The organism is Spirosoma endophyticum (assembly GCF_900112365.1).
Classification (GTDB): domain Bacteria; phylum Bacteroidota; class Bacteroidia; order Cytophagales; family Spirosomataceae; genus Spirosoma; species Spirosoma endophyticum.
The window spans coordinates 77,290-93,514 of the sequence record NZ_FOLQ01000017.1 but is presented as its reverse complement, the minus strand read 5'-3'; the positions used below and the strand labels follow the sequence as shown (position 1 = coordinate 93,514).

Below are 16,225 nucleotides of genomic sequence, written 5' to 3'. Positions count from 1 at the left end.
GGCGATTATGTCATTTATTTCCCGTCCTAACCTAGCCCTGCTTATTGCTTCGATTAGTGTCTTTTTTGAAGCGTTGGATATCGCTATTATCAACTTGACTATGCCTCTAATTCAGGATTGGTTTACACTTTCCTTTACTCAGGTGCAATGGCTACAGACACTCTATGTCCTGCTATATGGCGGCTTGCTAATTCTGGGAGGACGGCTGACGGATACGCTAGGCCGGCGCAAAATATTCCTGACGGCTTCCACCTTATTTCTGCTTACGTCACTGGGGGCCGGCTTAGCGGGATCATTTACCTGGCTGCTCATTTTCAGAGCCTTACAGGGCATAGCCTCTGCCTTGTTAATGCCCTCGGCGCTCTCGATTGTCAGCCATACGTTTACCGAACCCAGTGCCCGTAGTAAAGCGATCGGTATTTTCAGCTCCTTTGCGGCTCTGGGCTCTGGCAGTGGTTTGTCGGTTGGCGGTTTAATTGCGGCCGGATTTGGCTGGCAGTGGGTATTTTTCATTAACGTACCAGTCATTTTACTCACATTACTCCTGGCCTATCGATACTTACCCAAAGACACCGCCCGGACGGAGCCACTGCCCGACATCCTATCGGGATTGCTGCTGACGCTGGTCATTACGGCTTTGTCCTACGTAGTGCATGAGGTAGGCGACTGGGCGAATAAGGGTGGGCTATTGCTCCTGCTGACCTTGCTGGTGGCTGGGGGCGGCTGGCTCTTTGCTAAGCGAAACAGCACTCAGCCTTTTCCGTTGATTTCATTTCCAGTCCTCAGGCGATCCCTGACCCCAATTACAGGTATGGCGATGCTGGGGGCCACGTTTACAGGCTACCTGTTTCTAATTTCACTGGTTTTACAACAGGACCGACAACTGAGTGCAGCGCAGGCAGGCTTGCTACTTTTCCCCTTCAGTATCCTGTCGGCCTTAACCGGCAAATACATGTTGCCGACGCTCCTGAAACGCTTTTCTGTACATCAGACGGCTATCTTAGGGATGGCCGCGTTGCTGGCTGGAACCTTGTTCCTGGTCTATTATATTCAATCGACAGCTCATCCGCTTGTTGTCTTGCTGATTTCCATTCTGGGCGTTAATAGTGTTGGCATTGCGTTGAGCTTTTCTGCCCTGACGGTACTTTCCCTGCAGCCGGTCCCCGAAGCTCATCATGGATTGATATCGGGGGTGAACACCACGGCCTATTTCGTAGGAGGTGGCTTTGGTTTGTCGATCGTGTCACTTTTTCTGGACGAACCCCAGCAGGGTGGCCAAAGTACAGGAATTCTTCCAGCCGTTATTTTGGGTTTGTATGCTTTGCTCGGACTCGTCAGGCTTCTTGTAAACTCTCGAAAGGTCCGTGGCAGGCAGTCGCTATCTGAATCGTCCAGCAACGTAACGAATGAACTTCATCCTGAGCGGGCTTAGAAACTGTTTAGTATGTTTTAACCGAATAGCGTCAACAACCGCAACATTCAGTAGTTTCGCTAACGTAATACACTGGTCATCCGGCGATTATCCACGGATTAATCTTGCAATTTCGGTGAGCAGGAACAGTAAAAATCTCTTATTTAGGCCTTTTTATAAAGGGTAAAATTTAAGTTTTACCCTACTCTCTTCTTTGCTGTCGGCAGGGGCTTACTTTTCCTTTACCCTTTACAAAAAATAGTTATGAAACCGTCAAGACGTAATTTCTTACAGTCACTCGGCGTTGGCGTCGCCAGTTTGGGCGTAACGTCCCAAGCCCCCGCAGCTACGTTGCTACCGCCTAAAGTCGCCAAACCAACCGGCGATGATCAAATTTTGTTTGTAGGCGACAACATTGGTATTGCCAATACAGAATATGGAAAAGTCAGGGGGTTTATTCTGCGGGGCATTCACCAATTTTTAGGGGTTCCTTATGGCGCCGATACCTCGGGTAAGAATCGATTCATGCCCCCGCAAAAACCCACGCCCTGGACCGACATTCGGCCTACGCTCTGGTGGGGAAACTCCGCTCCCCAGATTATGGAGAAACGATACGCCAATGTCTATGCCTCCTTCGTTGACCACTGGAATTATGACGACGTTTCGGAGGACTGCCTGAAACTAAACGTGTGGACACCAGCGCTGGACACCCAAAAGCGTCCGGTAGTGGTCTGGTTACACGGCGGTGGTTTCGTCAATGGGAACGCGATTGAACAGGACGGGTATCATGGCGAAAACCTGTCCCGTCTGGGCAATATCGTTTTCTGTTCAATCAATCACCGACTTGGTTCGCTGGGCTATACCCATTTGAAAGCAGCCGGGGGGCATGCGGCATCAGGAAATGTAGGGAATCTGGATATGGTGGCCGCCCTCGAATGGGTAAAGAACAACATTGCTAATTTTGGTGGCGACCCCAACAATGTAACGATCATTGGACAGTCGGGTGGAGGAGCCAAAGTGACCACCCTGATGAATATGCCATCGGCGAAAGGGCTGTTTCACAAGGCGGTGGCCTTGAGCGGCAGTTCGTTGTCGGGCGTCAATAAGGAGTATGCCGAAAAGTTAGGGCTGAAGGTGATGGAAGAAGCTGGCCTGAAACCCGGCGAAATCGACAAACTTCAGCAGATTCCGTGGCGTCAGTATATTGACATCGCCAACCGGGCCGTCGAAAAAATGGCCGATGAAGCGAAACGGATGAACATCCAGCGGGGTGGGTTTGCTCCGGTAGCCGACGGCGTGACCATGAATGAAGGGGCTTTTTTCAGTGACCCAACTCATTTCTCGGCCGACATTCCGCTGATGCTCTGCACTACGTTCCACGAACAGAACCCCGATCGGACGGATGCTACGTTAGAAAACATTTCGCTGGCCGAAGTGAAAGAGAAGATCAAGCCCCGCTTTGGCGATAAGGCCAGCGAGGTCGTAGAGGCTTACGCGAAAAACTTCCCGAAGGCTCGCCCAATTGAGATTTGGGCACTCATTGTTTCTAACCGAAAAAACGCCGTGGCCACCGCCGATGCGAAAGTAGCGAAACAAAAAGGCCCTGTATATGTGGCCTGGTTTGGCTGGCAACCGCCCCTGTTTGATGGTCGGATGCGGGCTTTCCACTGCGATGATATTTGTTTCTGGTTTTACAATACGGATTTGATGCTGACGCATACCGGAGGAGGCAAACGACCCAGAGCCTTGTCGGACAAGATGGCTCATTCTTTTCTGAGCTTTGTGAAAACCGGTACTCCAAACGGAGGTGGCTTACCCAACTGGAAGCCGTATACAACGCAAAACGGGGAAACCATGATTCTGGATGATACCCCCGCGTTAGCCAATGACCCTGACCGCGAGGCCCGAAAAGCTCTGGCCTAACGTAGCGATCCCCAATTTTTAAGAACCAGTTGGTTTGTTGTCACGCCTGAAAATTGGTGGACACAAAGTAGCTGGTTCTTTGCTTCATGGATCTTCGTATACTCATAAGGGAAACCCTTCTCACCAGTTGATCCGAATTCACATTGAGACTGTCCGAATTCACATTGACCCAAATTAGCGTCCGCAAAGGATCTTTTTTTTGTGTCATAATGTCGACAACATGAAAAAGGCAGCCTTCTTACTTATTAGCGGAATACTTACTGTTGCTTCTGCACAGGCGCAAATCAACTGGGGTGACTACTCGCAAAGTTTCGCACACAAGGTTAAATAGAACCCTTTGGCGATAGGGTTAATTCTAGCGATTCGCAAAGAGAATAACTCCTTTTGGGAAATACGGGAGAAGAGTAAACACTTCCACACGCTTGAACATGATGCGTCTTTTCGACGTTTACGACCCGCCCAAATCCTAGCCCGCACCACCTTCGATACGGCTCATGCCCAGTTCTTTTTACAGGGAGTTGGTCCGCAAAATGCCCACTTGTTCCAGTTTCGGGTGACCGAATACCCCGGTAGTCGTGTCCTGGTCCCCTGGCACAGCCTCAACCAGTTTACGGATTCAACCCTGATCCACCAGTCAGGCTTACCCAGGATGGCCTATCTGGGCGGTTACAGAACCAGCTTAGGCAGTATGCTGATTATGGACGTAAGGAAAACGGCAACGGACCAGATTGTGGCTACCTCCATGGTTGCCTGGGAGTCGATCAAGCCGGTTATAACGAATATTTACACGTCCGAAAATTTCGACAAATTCCTTCAAAAACTGCAGTCGCCCTGGCTACCCGATAACCAACCCGTTGGTGCCATGTCGCCTGTTCTGAACGTATCGTCCACGAATACAAACCTGGTATTTTTACTGGAAAATGGCCATTTCCATAAAGAGCAGATACAATACGAACTGCTCCGAAATGGCAGCGTGTATACCCCCTGGCAGTACAATGAGTATGACAATAACATTGTCTGGATCAAAAATTATCCGCCAGGTCATTATGTAGTCAAAATTCGCTATTCAGCTCAGCCACAGCACATTGCTAAGTACCGATTCGACGTAGCACCAGTCTGGCATCAAACGAACCTGTTCCGCATTTTAGCGGGCATTTTTGTCGCTGCTCTACTGGGCGCTTGCCTGTTCTTACTGTTGTATATTGGACAACGTCGGAAAACCCAGCAGGAAGAGGTCAATAAAACCAGGTTGCAACTCGGATTAAAAGCGATTCACGCGCAGCTAAATCCCCACTTCGTCTTTAATGCGCTCAGCTCGATACAGGGTCTCATCAATAAACAGGACATTCAGGGGGCCAATAGTTACCTGTCAGACTTTGCCCGGCTGATGCGGGAGTCGCTCAAGTACAGCCACCAGGATGAACTGTCCCTTCACGAAGAGATCCAGACGCTAGACACGTATTTGAAACTGGAGCAACTTCGGTTTGGGTTTCAATACAAAATCACGGTCGACCCGGCGATCAATGTGTATGAAACGGACATACCCCTGCTACTTTTACAGCCCCTGGTTGAAAATGCGGTAAAACACGGGGTCGCGTCACTACAGGAAAAGGGCTACATTGACATTGACATCAGCCGATCTGACAACGCGATGATCGTCACGGTAACCGATAATGGCAAAGGCTTTGCCGACGACCAGGTAACCCCTGGTTTAGGGCTAAAACTAACCCGTGATCGGCTTGACCTGTTGAATAAACTTCGTTCCGAATGTCCGATTGCCTTAACTATCCGTCATTCCAGTCCGGCGGGCACGCAACTTATTCTTACGTTTAACCACTGGTTTTGATGGAAACGAAAGCACTTCTGATCGACGATGAGCAGCCTAATTTAGACAACCTGCAAGCGCTGCTAAAGACGTACTGTCCGCAAGTGAACGTATGTGGAACAGCCCTGAATGCGGAGGCCGCTAAACGCGTGCTCTACACGGAGCAACCCGATGTGTTGTTTCTGGACATCCAGATGCCGCAACAAAACGGATTCGATTTCTTGCGTAGTCTACCTGAATACAACTTTGAAGTAATTTTTGTAACGGCCTATGACCAATACGTTCTACAGGCGCTGCGGTTCGCAGCGGTTGATTACTTATTGAAACCGCTTGATATCAATGAATTACAGGCGGCTGTCGAGCGAGCCATCAAACAGCGCCGTCTGAAAGAACAGAATCAACTCCTGCATAACCTGATGCAGACGCTGAAAAGTGGCCAGAGTCAGGACGAGCCGCGTATTGCCCTGGCGACGGCAAAGGAGACGCGTTTTGTAAAAATCAGCGAAATCATCCGGTGCGAATCGTCTAACAATTACACCACCTTCCACCTGTCCGATGGCGAAACACTGCTGGTCTGTAAACCCATTTATGCGTACGATGACGTATTAACCCAGTATGGTTTTATCCGCTGCCATCAGTCGCATCTGGTTAATAAACCGTTTATCAAAAGCTGGAAAAAGGAGTTTGGCGATTTCCTGCTGCTGACCGATGGTTCCGAAGTGCCGATATCCAGGGGTAAGAAAGAAGGCCTGAAAAAAGCACTGCATGTATAATCAGGAACATTGTGCTGCGTACTGTCCGCTTGGGGCCCATTCTATGTATTGCCAAACGCAAAATAGCGGCACCCAACCTGCAACTTCTACGGGCTGACGTTCCTCATCGAAATCGTCAAAAGCAGCCTTCCTACTTTTTTAACTGGTTGATAGGTGGTCCTACCCGTTTGAAGCCATGCTCTTCCCGAAACTTGTCCTGCTCCGCTTCCGACATCGTTTTCAGCGCGCCTTCACTAACTTTCTGGAAGAACACTTCCATTTTACCTGCGGGTTGAAAAGTCATCAATAATCTTCCTTCACCGGGGCCTACCTTGGCAAAACAATGGGGTACGTTTCGAGGGCCAAAAACGCTGTCACCCGTCTTGGCCTGGTGCACTACATCTCCAACTTTAATTAAAAATTCACCTTCCAGCACATACCACATCTCATCCTGATTAAAGTGAGTATGAAGGGCCGGGCCACCTTCTTTCTCCCGACGGGATTCGTAAACATAGATGTCCCCATCGGTGTCTTTGGTCGATACTTTTGTTGTGAATGTATCCCCTTCAAAAAGGGAAATGGCATGATCGAATCGGTCTTTACCGGCATCGACCTTAAAGCCTTTCTCAACCCGATAATTTTTTATTGTCTTTGCCGCCAGAACGAAGGGAGAAATCAGGAACGTACCGGTTCCCAAACAGGCTTTCAGAAAGCTATTTCTTTTCATATTAGTTCAGGATTTGCCATGTGAGATTGGATCATACATACGAATGAAATAGAATTCCTAATACAGCCTTCACACTATTTAGGATATGGTAAGAACGAGTATATAAATGTCTTTAAATTCATCTTAATTGCCTGTACTGATTGTCTTTTTTAGATCTACAGTTTTTTCATCCTGACCGGTAAAATTACAGTTCAGCAGTACTATAATAGCGTTTAGGATAGCTGAAAATCAGGCTATCAAAATATAGCAAAAGGGCAGTAACTGTAAATAAGCAGAGCAGGAATATTCCCACATAAACGAGTCCGTGTTTCCTCAGGAAAACAAGTTGACCTACAACCAATATCAATAATAAGACGCTGCAAACTAAGCCTAAAAAAGGATTCAGGTTTGGTATAAAATGATTGATGCATAAGGTAATAAAAACGCTCCAAAGTAGAATTTGAAGCCCTGGACGTAGCCGATACTTATTCATAATAATAGCTATTTATATATAATGAATGATCCTTACTTTTCCCTGGTCCAATGTTCGCTTTTGAGTGTATAGCCCCAGTTGCCGGGCGGAAGTGAAAACACGATTTGAAGGCGTAAATTGCCCTGCTTAACGCGCCCATGACGGTAGGTCACCCTGGCTTTAGCATCGTAAAAGTCACTAGTATACATCTGATTAACTTTCCCTCCGGAAAGCTGAAGTTCACCGGCTCGGGCGGGTGGTTTGGTATAATCAATCAGAATGGAGGCCGTTGAATCGTCTAACTCACCCGTTGCTAACAGAGAAATATAACCCCCTCTGCCTCCGTTGCTTTCGGCTCTTCCGACGTAAAATGTAGTATCTCTGGCCACACTCGTTAACTCCATATCCGTATCTGGAACGTGATGGAAGAACCAAACGACAGTTAAAGCCATAATCGCCACGCCTACAAGAATAAGCAAGGCTCGCAGTGCGCCTATAGCTATTTTACCGGCTGTCTGGATAGGGGTCTCGGTTTCCATACTACGTTTAAAGCTGCTCCATATTCACCCAGCATAAATATACGCCTTTAGTCGTAACTAGTACCCTATTCAGTGACCTGCGTATCGAGCAGGAGTGAAAGGCAACTGTAACCTTGACGCCCGATTATTTACTGGTCCCAGTCTCACATCTCCATAGCCTGAGTTACCCAGCATAACTTCTCTTACCACGCCGATCAACCCAGTCGCATGTGCATGCGGTGAGTTGACCCCATTTTTCACATTTTCATGCGATTGATGAGCGTCAATCAAACGGCCAATTTTGCATCATCAGTAAACACAACATACGATGAGCAATCAACAACCTTCCTCCCCCCTTATGGCCGACCTGTACTCTCCCATCGCGTCCCTGCCTTCCTACTGGATAATCGTTCTGCTGTTAGCCACCAGCCTGTTTACCAGCGCCGTTTACGCGCAAAATCTGGCGCGTATAACCGTATCGGGTCAGGTCCGAAACACAGCCGGGAAGCCAGTCGAATTTGCCACGATGGTTTTGCTACGTACCGATTCTTCCATGGCAAAAGGCGCTGTTACCGATACCGCCGGACACTATGTTTTCGAGAACGTAGCATCAGGTACGTACCGGGTAGCCGCCACGATGGTTGGTTATCAGCGTGTTATTTCAGCGCCATTTACCGTTAAAGATGACCAGCTTGCGGTTCTTGTCCCGAACCTGCTGGCGCGGGAAGACAGTCGCACGCTTGGGGAGGTAAACGTGACCGCGAAAAAACCGTTTATCGAACAACTGCCGGATAAGACCGTCCTCAACGTCGAAAACAGCGTCATCGCCAGTGGTGGTACAGCGCTCGAAGTCCTCGAACGGGCACCGGGTGTGCTGGTCGACTCGCAGAATGAACGGATCACGCTCAAAGGTCGTGAGAGAACGCTCGTCATGATTGACGGCAAACCCACCTATCTCTCAGCCCAGGAAGTAGTCAATCTGCTACGTAACACGCCCTCGAACAGTATCGAAACGATTGAACTGATTTCGAATCCGTCGGCTAAATACGACGCGGCCGGGAACGCGGGGATCATCAACATTCGGCTCAAACGAGGCAGCCGAGCAGGTGGCACCAACGGCAGCGCAACCATCGGCGGAGGCTACGGGCGCGTTCCGAAAGCAACCGCTGGCCTGACGGTAAACCATCGGGCCGGAGGCTTAAGTCTGTTTGGCAATTATAATTACGACTACCGCGAAAACTTTGGGTCGATCGATGCCACCCGCCGGTTTGGCTCGGGCGATACGTTGACGTCGGTGCGCAATCTCGGCTATCGGCCCAGCACCGATCGCAACCATACGTTCAAAGCGGGCGCTGATTATGCGTTCGGAAAACGTACGTCGGTGGGCGTGATGCTCAATGGCGCAATAAATGACAACAATGCTCAGATCGACAGTAAGAATCTGGTTTACGACGCCAACGGGCAACTTCAGCAAACCGTTACGATGCTCAATGCTTCTACGCGGGCCATGCAGCGGTTGTCCGCCAACGCCAATATCAAGCATAGTTTCGATACGTTGGGACGAGAATTGACGGTGGATATGGACGTATCGCAGGTGAGCATCCAGCCGCAGGACAACATGCGTACCAGTTACGTCGATGCTTTGGGTGAAGAGGTTCGCCCCGAATTAATCCAGCGCAATCTGCCTCCTTCGACAGTCACGATCCGGGCGGCTAAAGCTGACTACGTGCATCCGTTGGGCAAAAGCGCCAAACTCGAAGCGGGCGCTAAAATCTCCTACGTAACGTCGGACAATGACGTGCGTTTCGAAACGCTCACCGAAACGGGCTACGTCCCCGATCCACAACGGACAAACCATTTTCTGTACGACGAAACCATCACGGCCGCCTACCTGAATGGTAGCCGCGACTGGGGCAAATGGTCAGTGCAGGGGGGCTTGCGAGCCGAACATACGCGTTCACTGGGCAACTCCGTGACGCTCAACAAGATTGTGGATCGCAACTACCTCAACCTGTTTCCGAGCGCGTTCGTCACCTACAACGCCAGCCCGAATCATCAGTGGCGAACCTCGTTCAGCCGACGCATCGACCGGCCTAACTATCAGGATCTCAATCCGTTCATCTACGTGATGGACCCATACACGTATCGCGAAGGAAACCCATTCCTGCGGGCTCAGTACACCAATGCGTTTCAGGTTGGCTATACCTACAAAGGCGAAACGAGCATTAGCCTGAGCTACAACCACACCACCGACGTTATTACGGGCGTCAACGATCCACAAGGGCAAACGCTACGTGCCACCACGGTCAATCTGGCAGCTCTCGACAATGTCAACCTCGCCATCAGCCTGCCTATCCAGCTCACCAGGTGGTGGACCATCCGCCCCAGCGCGAACGTATTCTGGAATGCCTACGACGCCGAATATGCCGGGCAACGACTCGATTACCGGCAACTGTCGGCCAACCTGACCATGAATCAGAGCTTCGTGCTGCCCTACGGTTTCACCGCCGAACTAGCCGGTTTCTATAACTCGCCAATGGTATATGGGCAGATGCAGTACAAAAGTCAGGGACAACTCAGCGTGGGCGTTCAGAAGAGCCTCTGGAACAAAGCCGCTACGGTACGGATAAACGTTAGCGATCTCATGCATACGATGCGGGGGGCCGGGTCGGCCAACCTTCCCAACACCCGGCTTGACTTTGTCAGCCGGTGGGAAAGCCGCGTCGCCCGACTGACGTTTACCTATAATTTCGGCAACCGTAATCTAAAGACCACTCGCCAGCGCCGGTCGGGTGTGGAAGATGAACAGGGACGTATTGGTGGCAACTAATTTTGATGTAGCTTTTGCGTCTTACCCCCAACCCCCTAAAGGGGGCTTAGCTCGACTATTCTCAACCTAAGCCCCCTTTAGGGGGTTGGGGGTAAGACGCAAAAGCGCAGCAAGTGATTAATACGTTGTAGAAAATGTACCTTTTATACGCTAATATCGTAGCAGTCACTGCTACGGCAATAACTCATTATATGTCAACGCCAGCGACTCGGTTATCGAATTTTGCATCCGAATCTTCTTCGTCTAGTGGCCTGTTCTTTTCCGCATAATATTTCGACAGGTTGATTAACAGCACACTACCCAGTATGATGACCAGTCCCGTAATCTGCAACAGGGAGATTGGCTCATGCGCAAACAGCACCCCAAGAATAACCGCAATAACCGGATTCACGTAGGCATACGTACTGACCTGCGTGGCAGGGCGCACCTGCAACAGCCAGACATAGGCGCTGTATGCCGCAATTGATCCAAACAGAATGAGATACCCCAGCGCCAGCCAGGCCTGCGTCGGTATGTGTGCCCATTGCACCCGGGCAAATTCGTCGTTGAGCAGGCTACCGGGCAGAAACACCAGCCCGGCAATAATCATTTGCCAGGCCACATTTACCGTCGGGGAACCTTCGGATGGATGGTGTTTTGAGTACAGCGACCCCGACGACCAGGCGATTGACCCGATAACCAACAGGCCCATCCCTATAAGCTTGGACTTGTCCGTGTTGCCCGCAAACAGATCGCTCAACTGCTCACCGAACAGAACGATTACCCCTATAAACCCGATGACAAGCCCACCGATCGTGGCTTTGCTTTTGAAGTTGATGACCCAGTTCGGCTTATCGAGCAGGACAAACCAGATCGGTGCCGACGACACCAGGATGGCAGCCAGAGCGCTGGGTAAGGTTTGTTCAACCCAGATTACGACACCATTGCCGACCACGAGTAGCAAGATACCAACCACGGCTGACGTGATAAGGCTACTTTTTATAACGATCCGTTCCCCCTGGCCAAGGCACCAACCCAGCAGCAACGTACCGGCTACTAAAAAACGGATGGCCCCCAGCAACAGCGGAGGAAAACCGCTCATGGCCATTTGTATGAAAAAATAGGTAGAGCCCCAGACAATATAGACCGTGGCGAATGCCAGGATGACCAGGGCTGGGGAGGCCATTGGGCCGCTGGTTTGTATTAAGTCCTTTTGCATGTTCAGGGTTGATTAGCAGAGACGCCAGTAGGGCGTCTCTTTATCCGGATGGTTTTGGCTGACGCATCAATTGCTGACGCCAGTAGAGACGCAAAGGGTTGCCGCACCGGCGGACCGGTCTCTACCAAGGTTAATCAAAGGTAATATACCGCTGTGATTCAACAGTTGGAATGTTTACCACTTCGACCCGGCGAACAATCGTTTGTTGATTATCACTGATTTCGAACTGGTATACGCCGGATTCAACTTCGGATTTGTCAAATTTAAATTTACGTCGGTAGTTGGTCGTAGATTTTTTCAAATACTCCCGATAAATGACGACCCCTTTCTCATTTCGTAGCGTAATCATAATCCGCTTCGGTTGGTGAATGGCCAGCATCAGATTTACCGTCCATTCGGCTTCCATAAACATCCCAACCTCAAACGAATGCTCTTTCGGAGTCGAATCGTCGGGGTTCAGGGTAGCGGCTTGTGCATTGATCACACTGGCTGCCATGAGCAGGCTCACAAGCAGTACGTTCATTACGTGTTGCGTAGTAGTTTTCATTTTGTAGTGTTGTTTTTATACCGTGATTGACTGGGCCAAAGGTGGGACGATTTGATATATTAGCAAAACGAATTATTTTTGACTAAATCATGAATAATATTCATCATGGAATTACGACATCTCCAGATGGTGAAGGAAGTAGCGAACGCCGGCAACCTGACCAAAGCCGCCGACCGGCTCTTTTTGACCCAATCGGCGCTAAGCCATCAGTTAAAGGAATTGGAAAGTTATTTTGACACGCAGCTTTTCATCCGCGACAAAAAACAGATGCTACTGACTCCGGCGGGGACGGTCGTATTAGAAGCTGCCGATACGATTTTGCAGACTGTGGCCGAGACGAGGGCTAAAGTTCGATGCCTGACCGATAAGGAAGTTGGTGAAGTGCGGCTTTGTACGCAGTGCTACACGTCCTACCATTGGCTGGCGGGGTTTCTGCGGGAGTTTCAGGGCCTTTATCCTAAAGTGGATGTCAAGGTCGAGATGGAAGCCGTTACCCATAACGCGAACCAGTATCTTTTGGATAACAAGATCGACGTCGCTATAACGGAAGGCGATGAAAACCCGAAATTTCAGTATACATCGCTTTTTCAGGATGAGTTTATGGCCATCGTTCCGCCCGACCATCCGTGGGCCAATCAGCCGTGGGTTGAAATCGATCAGTTTGCCGAGTATAACTACGTTATGTACAATATTCCGGACGAGGAAAGCGAGAACTTCATGATGCTCTTTAAACATCGTCGACCCGCGAAGGTGTATAAAATCACCCTGACAGAAGCCATTCTGGAGATGGTGAAAGCGGGTCTGGGGGTGGCCGTACTCCCCAACTGGATAGTCAGACCGTACTTGCAATCGGGTCAACTGACAGCCGTCCCGATCACGAAAAACCGAATACTACGGACGTGGTACGCGGCTACGCTAAAGACGAAACAGCAACAGCCCTATACAACCGCTTTCATTGAGCAACTGGCCTGTTACATGAAAGAAATGGATGGCTACGCCTGTCCTGTCTGATCTTATACGTTTATTTCTTGCCTAATTTCAGCCGGTCTCGTTCCTGAATCAACTCGTCCCAGGTCCAGGGTTTGGTCCGGCTAGCCGTTTGCTCCCGGATTTTTTTGACCTGCTCCGGTTTCACCAACACGAAGTTGTTCATATAGCCCGATGACATTTCCGGGAAGCTCTGCATCCCCAATTCCAGCCGGACATAGGTAAGCACCGACGCAATCCACTCATCGCTGTTGGTACCCATGGGTGGCATTAGTTCATGATACGTAACACCCTCAACGGGACCCGTCAGACCCTGAAGCAGAATCTTGATGACTTCGTCGCGATTTTCCAGCAATTTGAACTTCCCGGCCAGGTGAGGGGCCATTTTCGTAGGGGTTCCCTGCCCCTGTGATCCGTGGCACGTAGCGCATAAAGCGGTGAAAATCTGAGCGCCTTCCCGCACCATCTGCCGGTCGGCGGGGTTCAGTGCCGCCAGTCGGCTACTACCGATTTGTCTGATCTCTTCCGCTTTTTTCAGCGTACGCTCTATGCCCGTAAGCACTACGTTATCAGCATGCCCGGCCAGAACTGACTGCGCAATGGCGTTTGCTTTATCGGCTTTGCTGTAAGAAAGCGACAATACCAGTTGGGAAAGAACATCGTAGCTATCGTCGTTTTTTAGCGACTCCAGCTTGTCGATCAGTTGGGCATCATTCTGTTTGAGCCAGGGTTCACTGAGCCACACGGCCGTCTTGCGCACCTCCGGAACAGGATCGTTCAATGTGGTCAGGATGATCGGCTTGTCAATGGCGTCGAGCCCTTCCAGCGTCCAAAGCGCATGCATCCGGGTAATGATTGATGGTTTTTCGGCTAGTACACCTTTTTCACCCAGAGCAATTTGTTTGAGCGATGCGACCACCGATTTGTCGTTTCGGACAATGATTTCTTTCTGGGCATTGTCCCGCCACCAGCCATTCGGATACGCCAGGTAGGTAATCAGTCTACGAGTCGGCTCACTCAATAGTTTGGGAGTTGGACCGGGCTTCATACCATCGTAAACCAGCCGATAAATTCGGCCCCGCTGTACGTTCTTGTCCAGCCCTTTCGTCTTTATCTGACCGTATAGATAACTGCCCGGCTGCGCCCAAGTCGATTCCTGAATGATGCCCCGATACATATCAACGATATACAGACAGCCATCTGGCCCCGTGTAGGTATTGATGGGCCGAAAATTCATGTCGGTCGATGAGATAAACTCGTCCTGATGATAAACATTGGACAGTAAAATTTTCCCGTCCTTGTTCTGGATATTGGCCCGTCGAATAACCCTGGCAACGGGTTCGGACACGATATAATCACCGAACATACTGGTTGGGAGCCGGTCCCCCCGAAAAACGGACTGTCCGCAGATGGAGGTAAAATCGGCCATGGTGCTATCGGGACGTAGCGTTTTAGGGCCACCATTCACATCGGGCGTTTTTATCGCCGACCAGACATGGTTAAAGCCTTCCTCAAACGCATCCGGAAAATCAAGCTGCCCATAAGCCGGATTGATCTGGAAGCCAGAAGCTGCAATGCCCGCAGCCGCCCGACTGAAAAATACCCGCCCGTAATCGTCGTGTGTCAATCCCCATTGACCCGCTGCATTCGGCAACGTATCGGCTTTCAATACACCATTTTTATACCGGTACCGTATGGGGTCGATGGTTTCGTAAATCCAGTTATCCAGATTCCAGTCAAGACCGCTACGTTGGTGCTCTACATTACCAAACGCCTTCCGTTTACTTTGAAACACGGGTCGTTTCTTATCGGCTTTGCCATCGCCGTTGGTATCCTGATAGGCATAAATGTCGTAGGAATCCGTTTCGTTGACGAGTAGTTCATGACCGACGGTCAGAATGGCGCGGGGCATCAATAAGTGATCGATAAACACCGAACTCTTATCCATTTTGCCTTCACCATTTGTGTCTTCCAGCAGCATAACCCGGCTCCGGGGCTTGTCCTGATCGGTTGCCAGCACGGTTTGCATGTAAGTTTCCATCTGCGCTACGTACAACCGGGCGTTACCATCCCAGGCCAGGGCGACCGGCTCAGAAACCATCGGCTCACTGGCGACCAGTTCAAGGTGATATCCTTTGGGCAGCCGGAACGTTTTCATGCTTTCCTGCGGAGACAGCGGAACGGTCGATGGCGTTTGGCTTACTGTTCTCGGCGTTTCAAACGGGTCTTCCTGCGAAATGGCATTGAAACCATCCGAATACCGGGCAGCAGCAAGACACAGCACCGAAAAGAGAATGCTTGCGGTAACAAGCCAGAGATTAGGTTTCATAGTAGGTATGAGCACAGATAGAATAATCTGTTTTTAGTGTCAGGGAAGTTCTTCGAGCGTAATATCTTTATAGGCAACCTGAGTTATGCCAGCTCCGTGAATTTGAAGGCCGATCAAGCCCGACTGTGGAATGCTTTCATCGGATTCGGTATACTCCACCGTTTGATTCCCATTCACATACAGGCGAATACGGCGATTTTCGGCCCGGATTTCGTACGTATTCCAGTCAGCGACTTTTATCCATTTGGCCATCTGCATGGAATCAGGTTGGACCAGCGTTACCTTCCGGCGTGACTCATCGTACAGGCTTCCCCAGTATTTGGGTCCCCAGTCGGCCTGATAGCCGATCATTTCGTAGGGTGGGTTTGTAAGCCGTTTGCTGCGAAATTGTATACCCGCGTTGACAAACCCTTTCGTGCCTGTGAGCTTGACTTTCAGGCGCATAATGAAGTTGGCGTAGCTACGTGTCGTGCATAGAAAATCGTTATGCGGAACCATCTGGTCGGGTCGCCCGGCGGCAATAGTACCATTCTCGATTCGCCAGGTGTTTACCGTATCGCCCTCCCAGCCCCGGAAGGTTTTACCATCGAAAAGCGGGATAGATTTTTTGGCAGGGCCGAACAGAAAGCCCGTCAGAAACAGGCTGGCAATTGCAGAAATAAACAGAAAAGTTTTCATAAGCCGTAAACTAAACGATGGGAACCCGTACCGCCCCTAACCGACGCGG

12 protein-coding genes are annotated in these 16,225 nt (G+C 50.1%); 6 read left to right on the top strand and 6 right to left on the bottom strand.

Annotation, left to right across the window (positions count from 1 at the left end):
• The first annotated feature begins 7 nt into the window (after positions 1-7).
• From BM202_RS27845 to BM202_RS27830, 4 genes are all read left to right on the top strand, one after another.
• Positions 8-1,432 carry an MFS transporter gene (locus BM202_RS27845; protein ID WP_093832396.1) on the top strand — a complete coding sequence of 475 codons (1,425 nt, stop codon included), beginning with the start codon at positions 8-10 and terminating at the stop codon, positions 1,430-1,432.
• A gap of 243 nt (positions 1,433-1,675) precedes the next feature.
• On the top strand, positions 1,676-3,334 hold the full coding sequence (locus BM202_RS27840; protein WP_093832394.1) for a carboxylesterase/lipase family protein: 1,659 nt from the start codon (positions 1,676-1,678) through the stop codon (positions 3,332-3,334).
• A 337-nt stretch (positions 3,335-3,671) separates the two neighbouring features.
• On the top strand, positions 3,672-5,180 hold the full coding sequence (locus BM202_RS27835) for a sensor histidine kinase (RefSeq protein ID WP_245776805.1): 1,509 nt from the start codon (positions 3,672-3,674) through the stop codon (positions 5,178-5,180).
• Complete coding sequence (locus BM202_RS27830) at positions 5,180-5,932, top strand: LytR/AlgR family response regulator transcription factor (RefSeq protein ID WP_093832393.1); 753 nt, start codon at positions 5,180-5,182, stop codon at positions 5,930-5,932. The genes BM202_RS27835 and BM202_RS27830 overlap by 1 nt, the downstream gene beginning before the upstream one ends.
• Positions 5,933-6,062: 130 nt before the next feature.
• On the opposite strand, the gene BM202_RS27825 is transcribed toward BM202_RS27830, so the two are convergent.
• The gene (locus BM202_RS27825) at positions 6,063-6,638 is read right to left on the bottom strand and encodes a cupin domain-containing protein (RefSeq protein WP_093832391.1); all 576 of its coding nucleotides are present in this window, start codon (positions 6,636-6,638) and stop codon (positions 6,063-6,065) included.
• A gap of 504 nt (positions 6,639-7,142) precedes the next feature.
• Positions 7,143-7,628: a hypothetical protein gene (locus tag BM202_RS27820; protein WP_093832389.1), complete on the bottom strand. Its 486-nt coding sequence runs from the start codon at positions 7,626-7,628 to the stop codon at positions 7,143-7,145.
• A gap of 307 nt (positions 7,629-7,935) precedes the next feature.
• Between BM202_RS27820 and BM202_RS27815 the strand changes: the two genes are divergently transcribed.
• Positions 7,936-10,437 (top strand): TonB-dependent receptor domain-containing protein, encoded by a 2,502-nt coding sequence (locus tag BM202_RS27815; RefSeq protein ID WP_093832387.1) that lies wholly within the window; start codon positions 7,936-7,938, stop codon positions 10,435-10,437.
• Positions 10,438-10,624: 187 nt separating this feature from the next.
• Here the strand turns inward: BM202_RS27815 and BM202_RS27810 are convergent, their stop codons facing one another.
• Both BM202_RS27810 and BM202_RS27805 read right to left on the bottom strand, forming a co-directional pair.
• Positions 10,625-11,635 (bottom strand): EamA family transporter, encoded by a 1,011-nt coding sequence (locus tag BM202_RS27810; protein ID WP_245776804.1) that lies wholly within the window; start codon positions 11,633-11,635, stop codon positions 10,625-10,627.
• A gap of 130 nt (positions 11,636-11,765) precedes the next feature.
• A complete protein-coding gene (locus BM202_RS27805; protein ID WP_093832385.1) occupies positions 11,766-12,182 on the bottom strand; it encodes a hypothetical protein in 417 nt (138 codons plus the stop codon).
• 105 nt (positions 12,183-12,287) lie between these two features.
• Between BM202_RS27805 and BM202_RS27800 the strand changes: the two genes are divergently transcribed.
• Positions 12,288-13,193, top strand: coding sequence for a LysR family transcriptional regulator (locus BM202_RS27800; protein ID WP_093832383.1), 906 nt, complete (start codon positions 12,288-12,290; stop codon positions 13,191-13,193).
• Positions 13,194-13,203: 10 nt separating this feature from the next.
• Here BM202_RS27800 and BM202_RS27795 read toward each other — a convergent pair whose 3' ends face one another.
• Positions 13,204-15,498, bottom strand: a complete 2,295-nt coding sequence (locus tag BM202_RS27795; RefSeq protein ID WP_093832381.1) for a DUF7133 domain-containing protein — start codon at positions 15,496-15,498, stop codon at positions 13,204-13,206.
• A gap of 39 nt (positions 15,499-15,537) precedes the next feature.
• Positions 15,538-16,176, bottom strand: coding sequence for a 3-keto-disaccharide hydrolase (locus BM202_RS27790; RefSeq protein ID WP_093832379.1), 639 nt, complete (start codon positions 16,174-16,176; stop codon positions 15,538-15,540).
• Between the last annotated feature and the right edge of the window lie 49 nt (positions 16,177-16,225).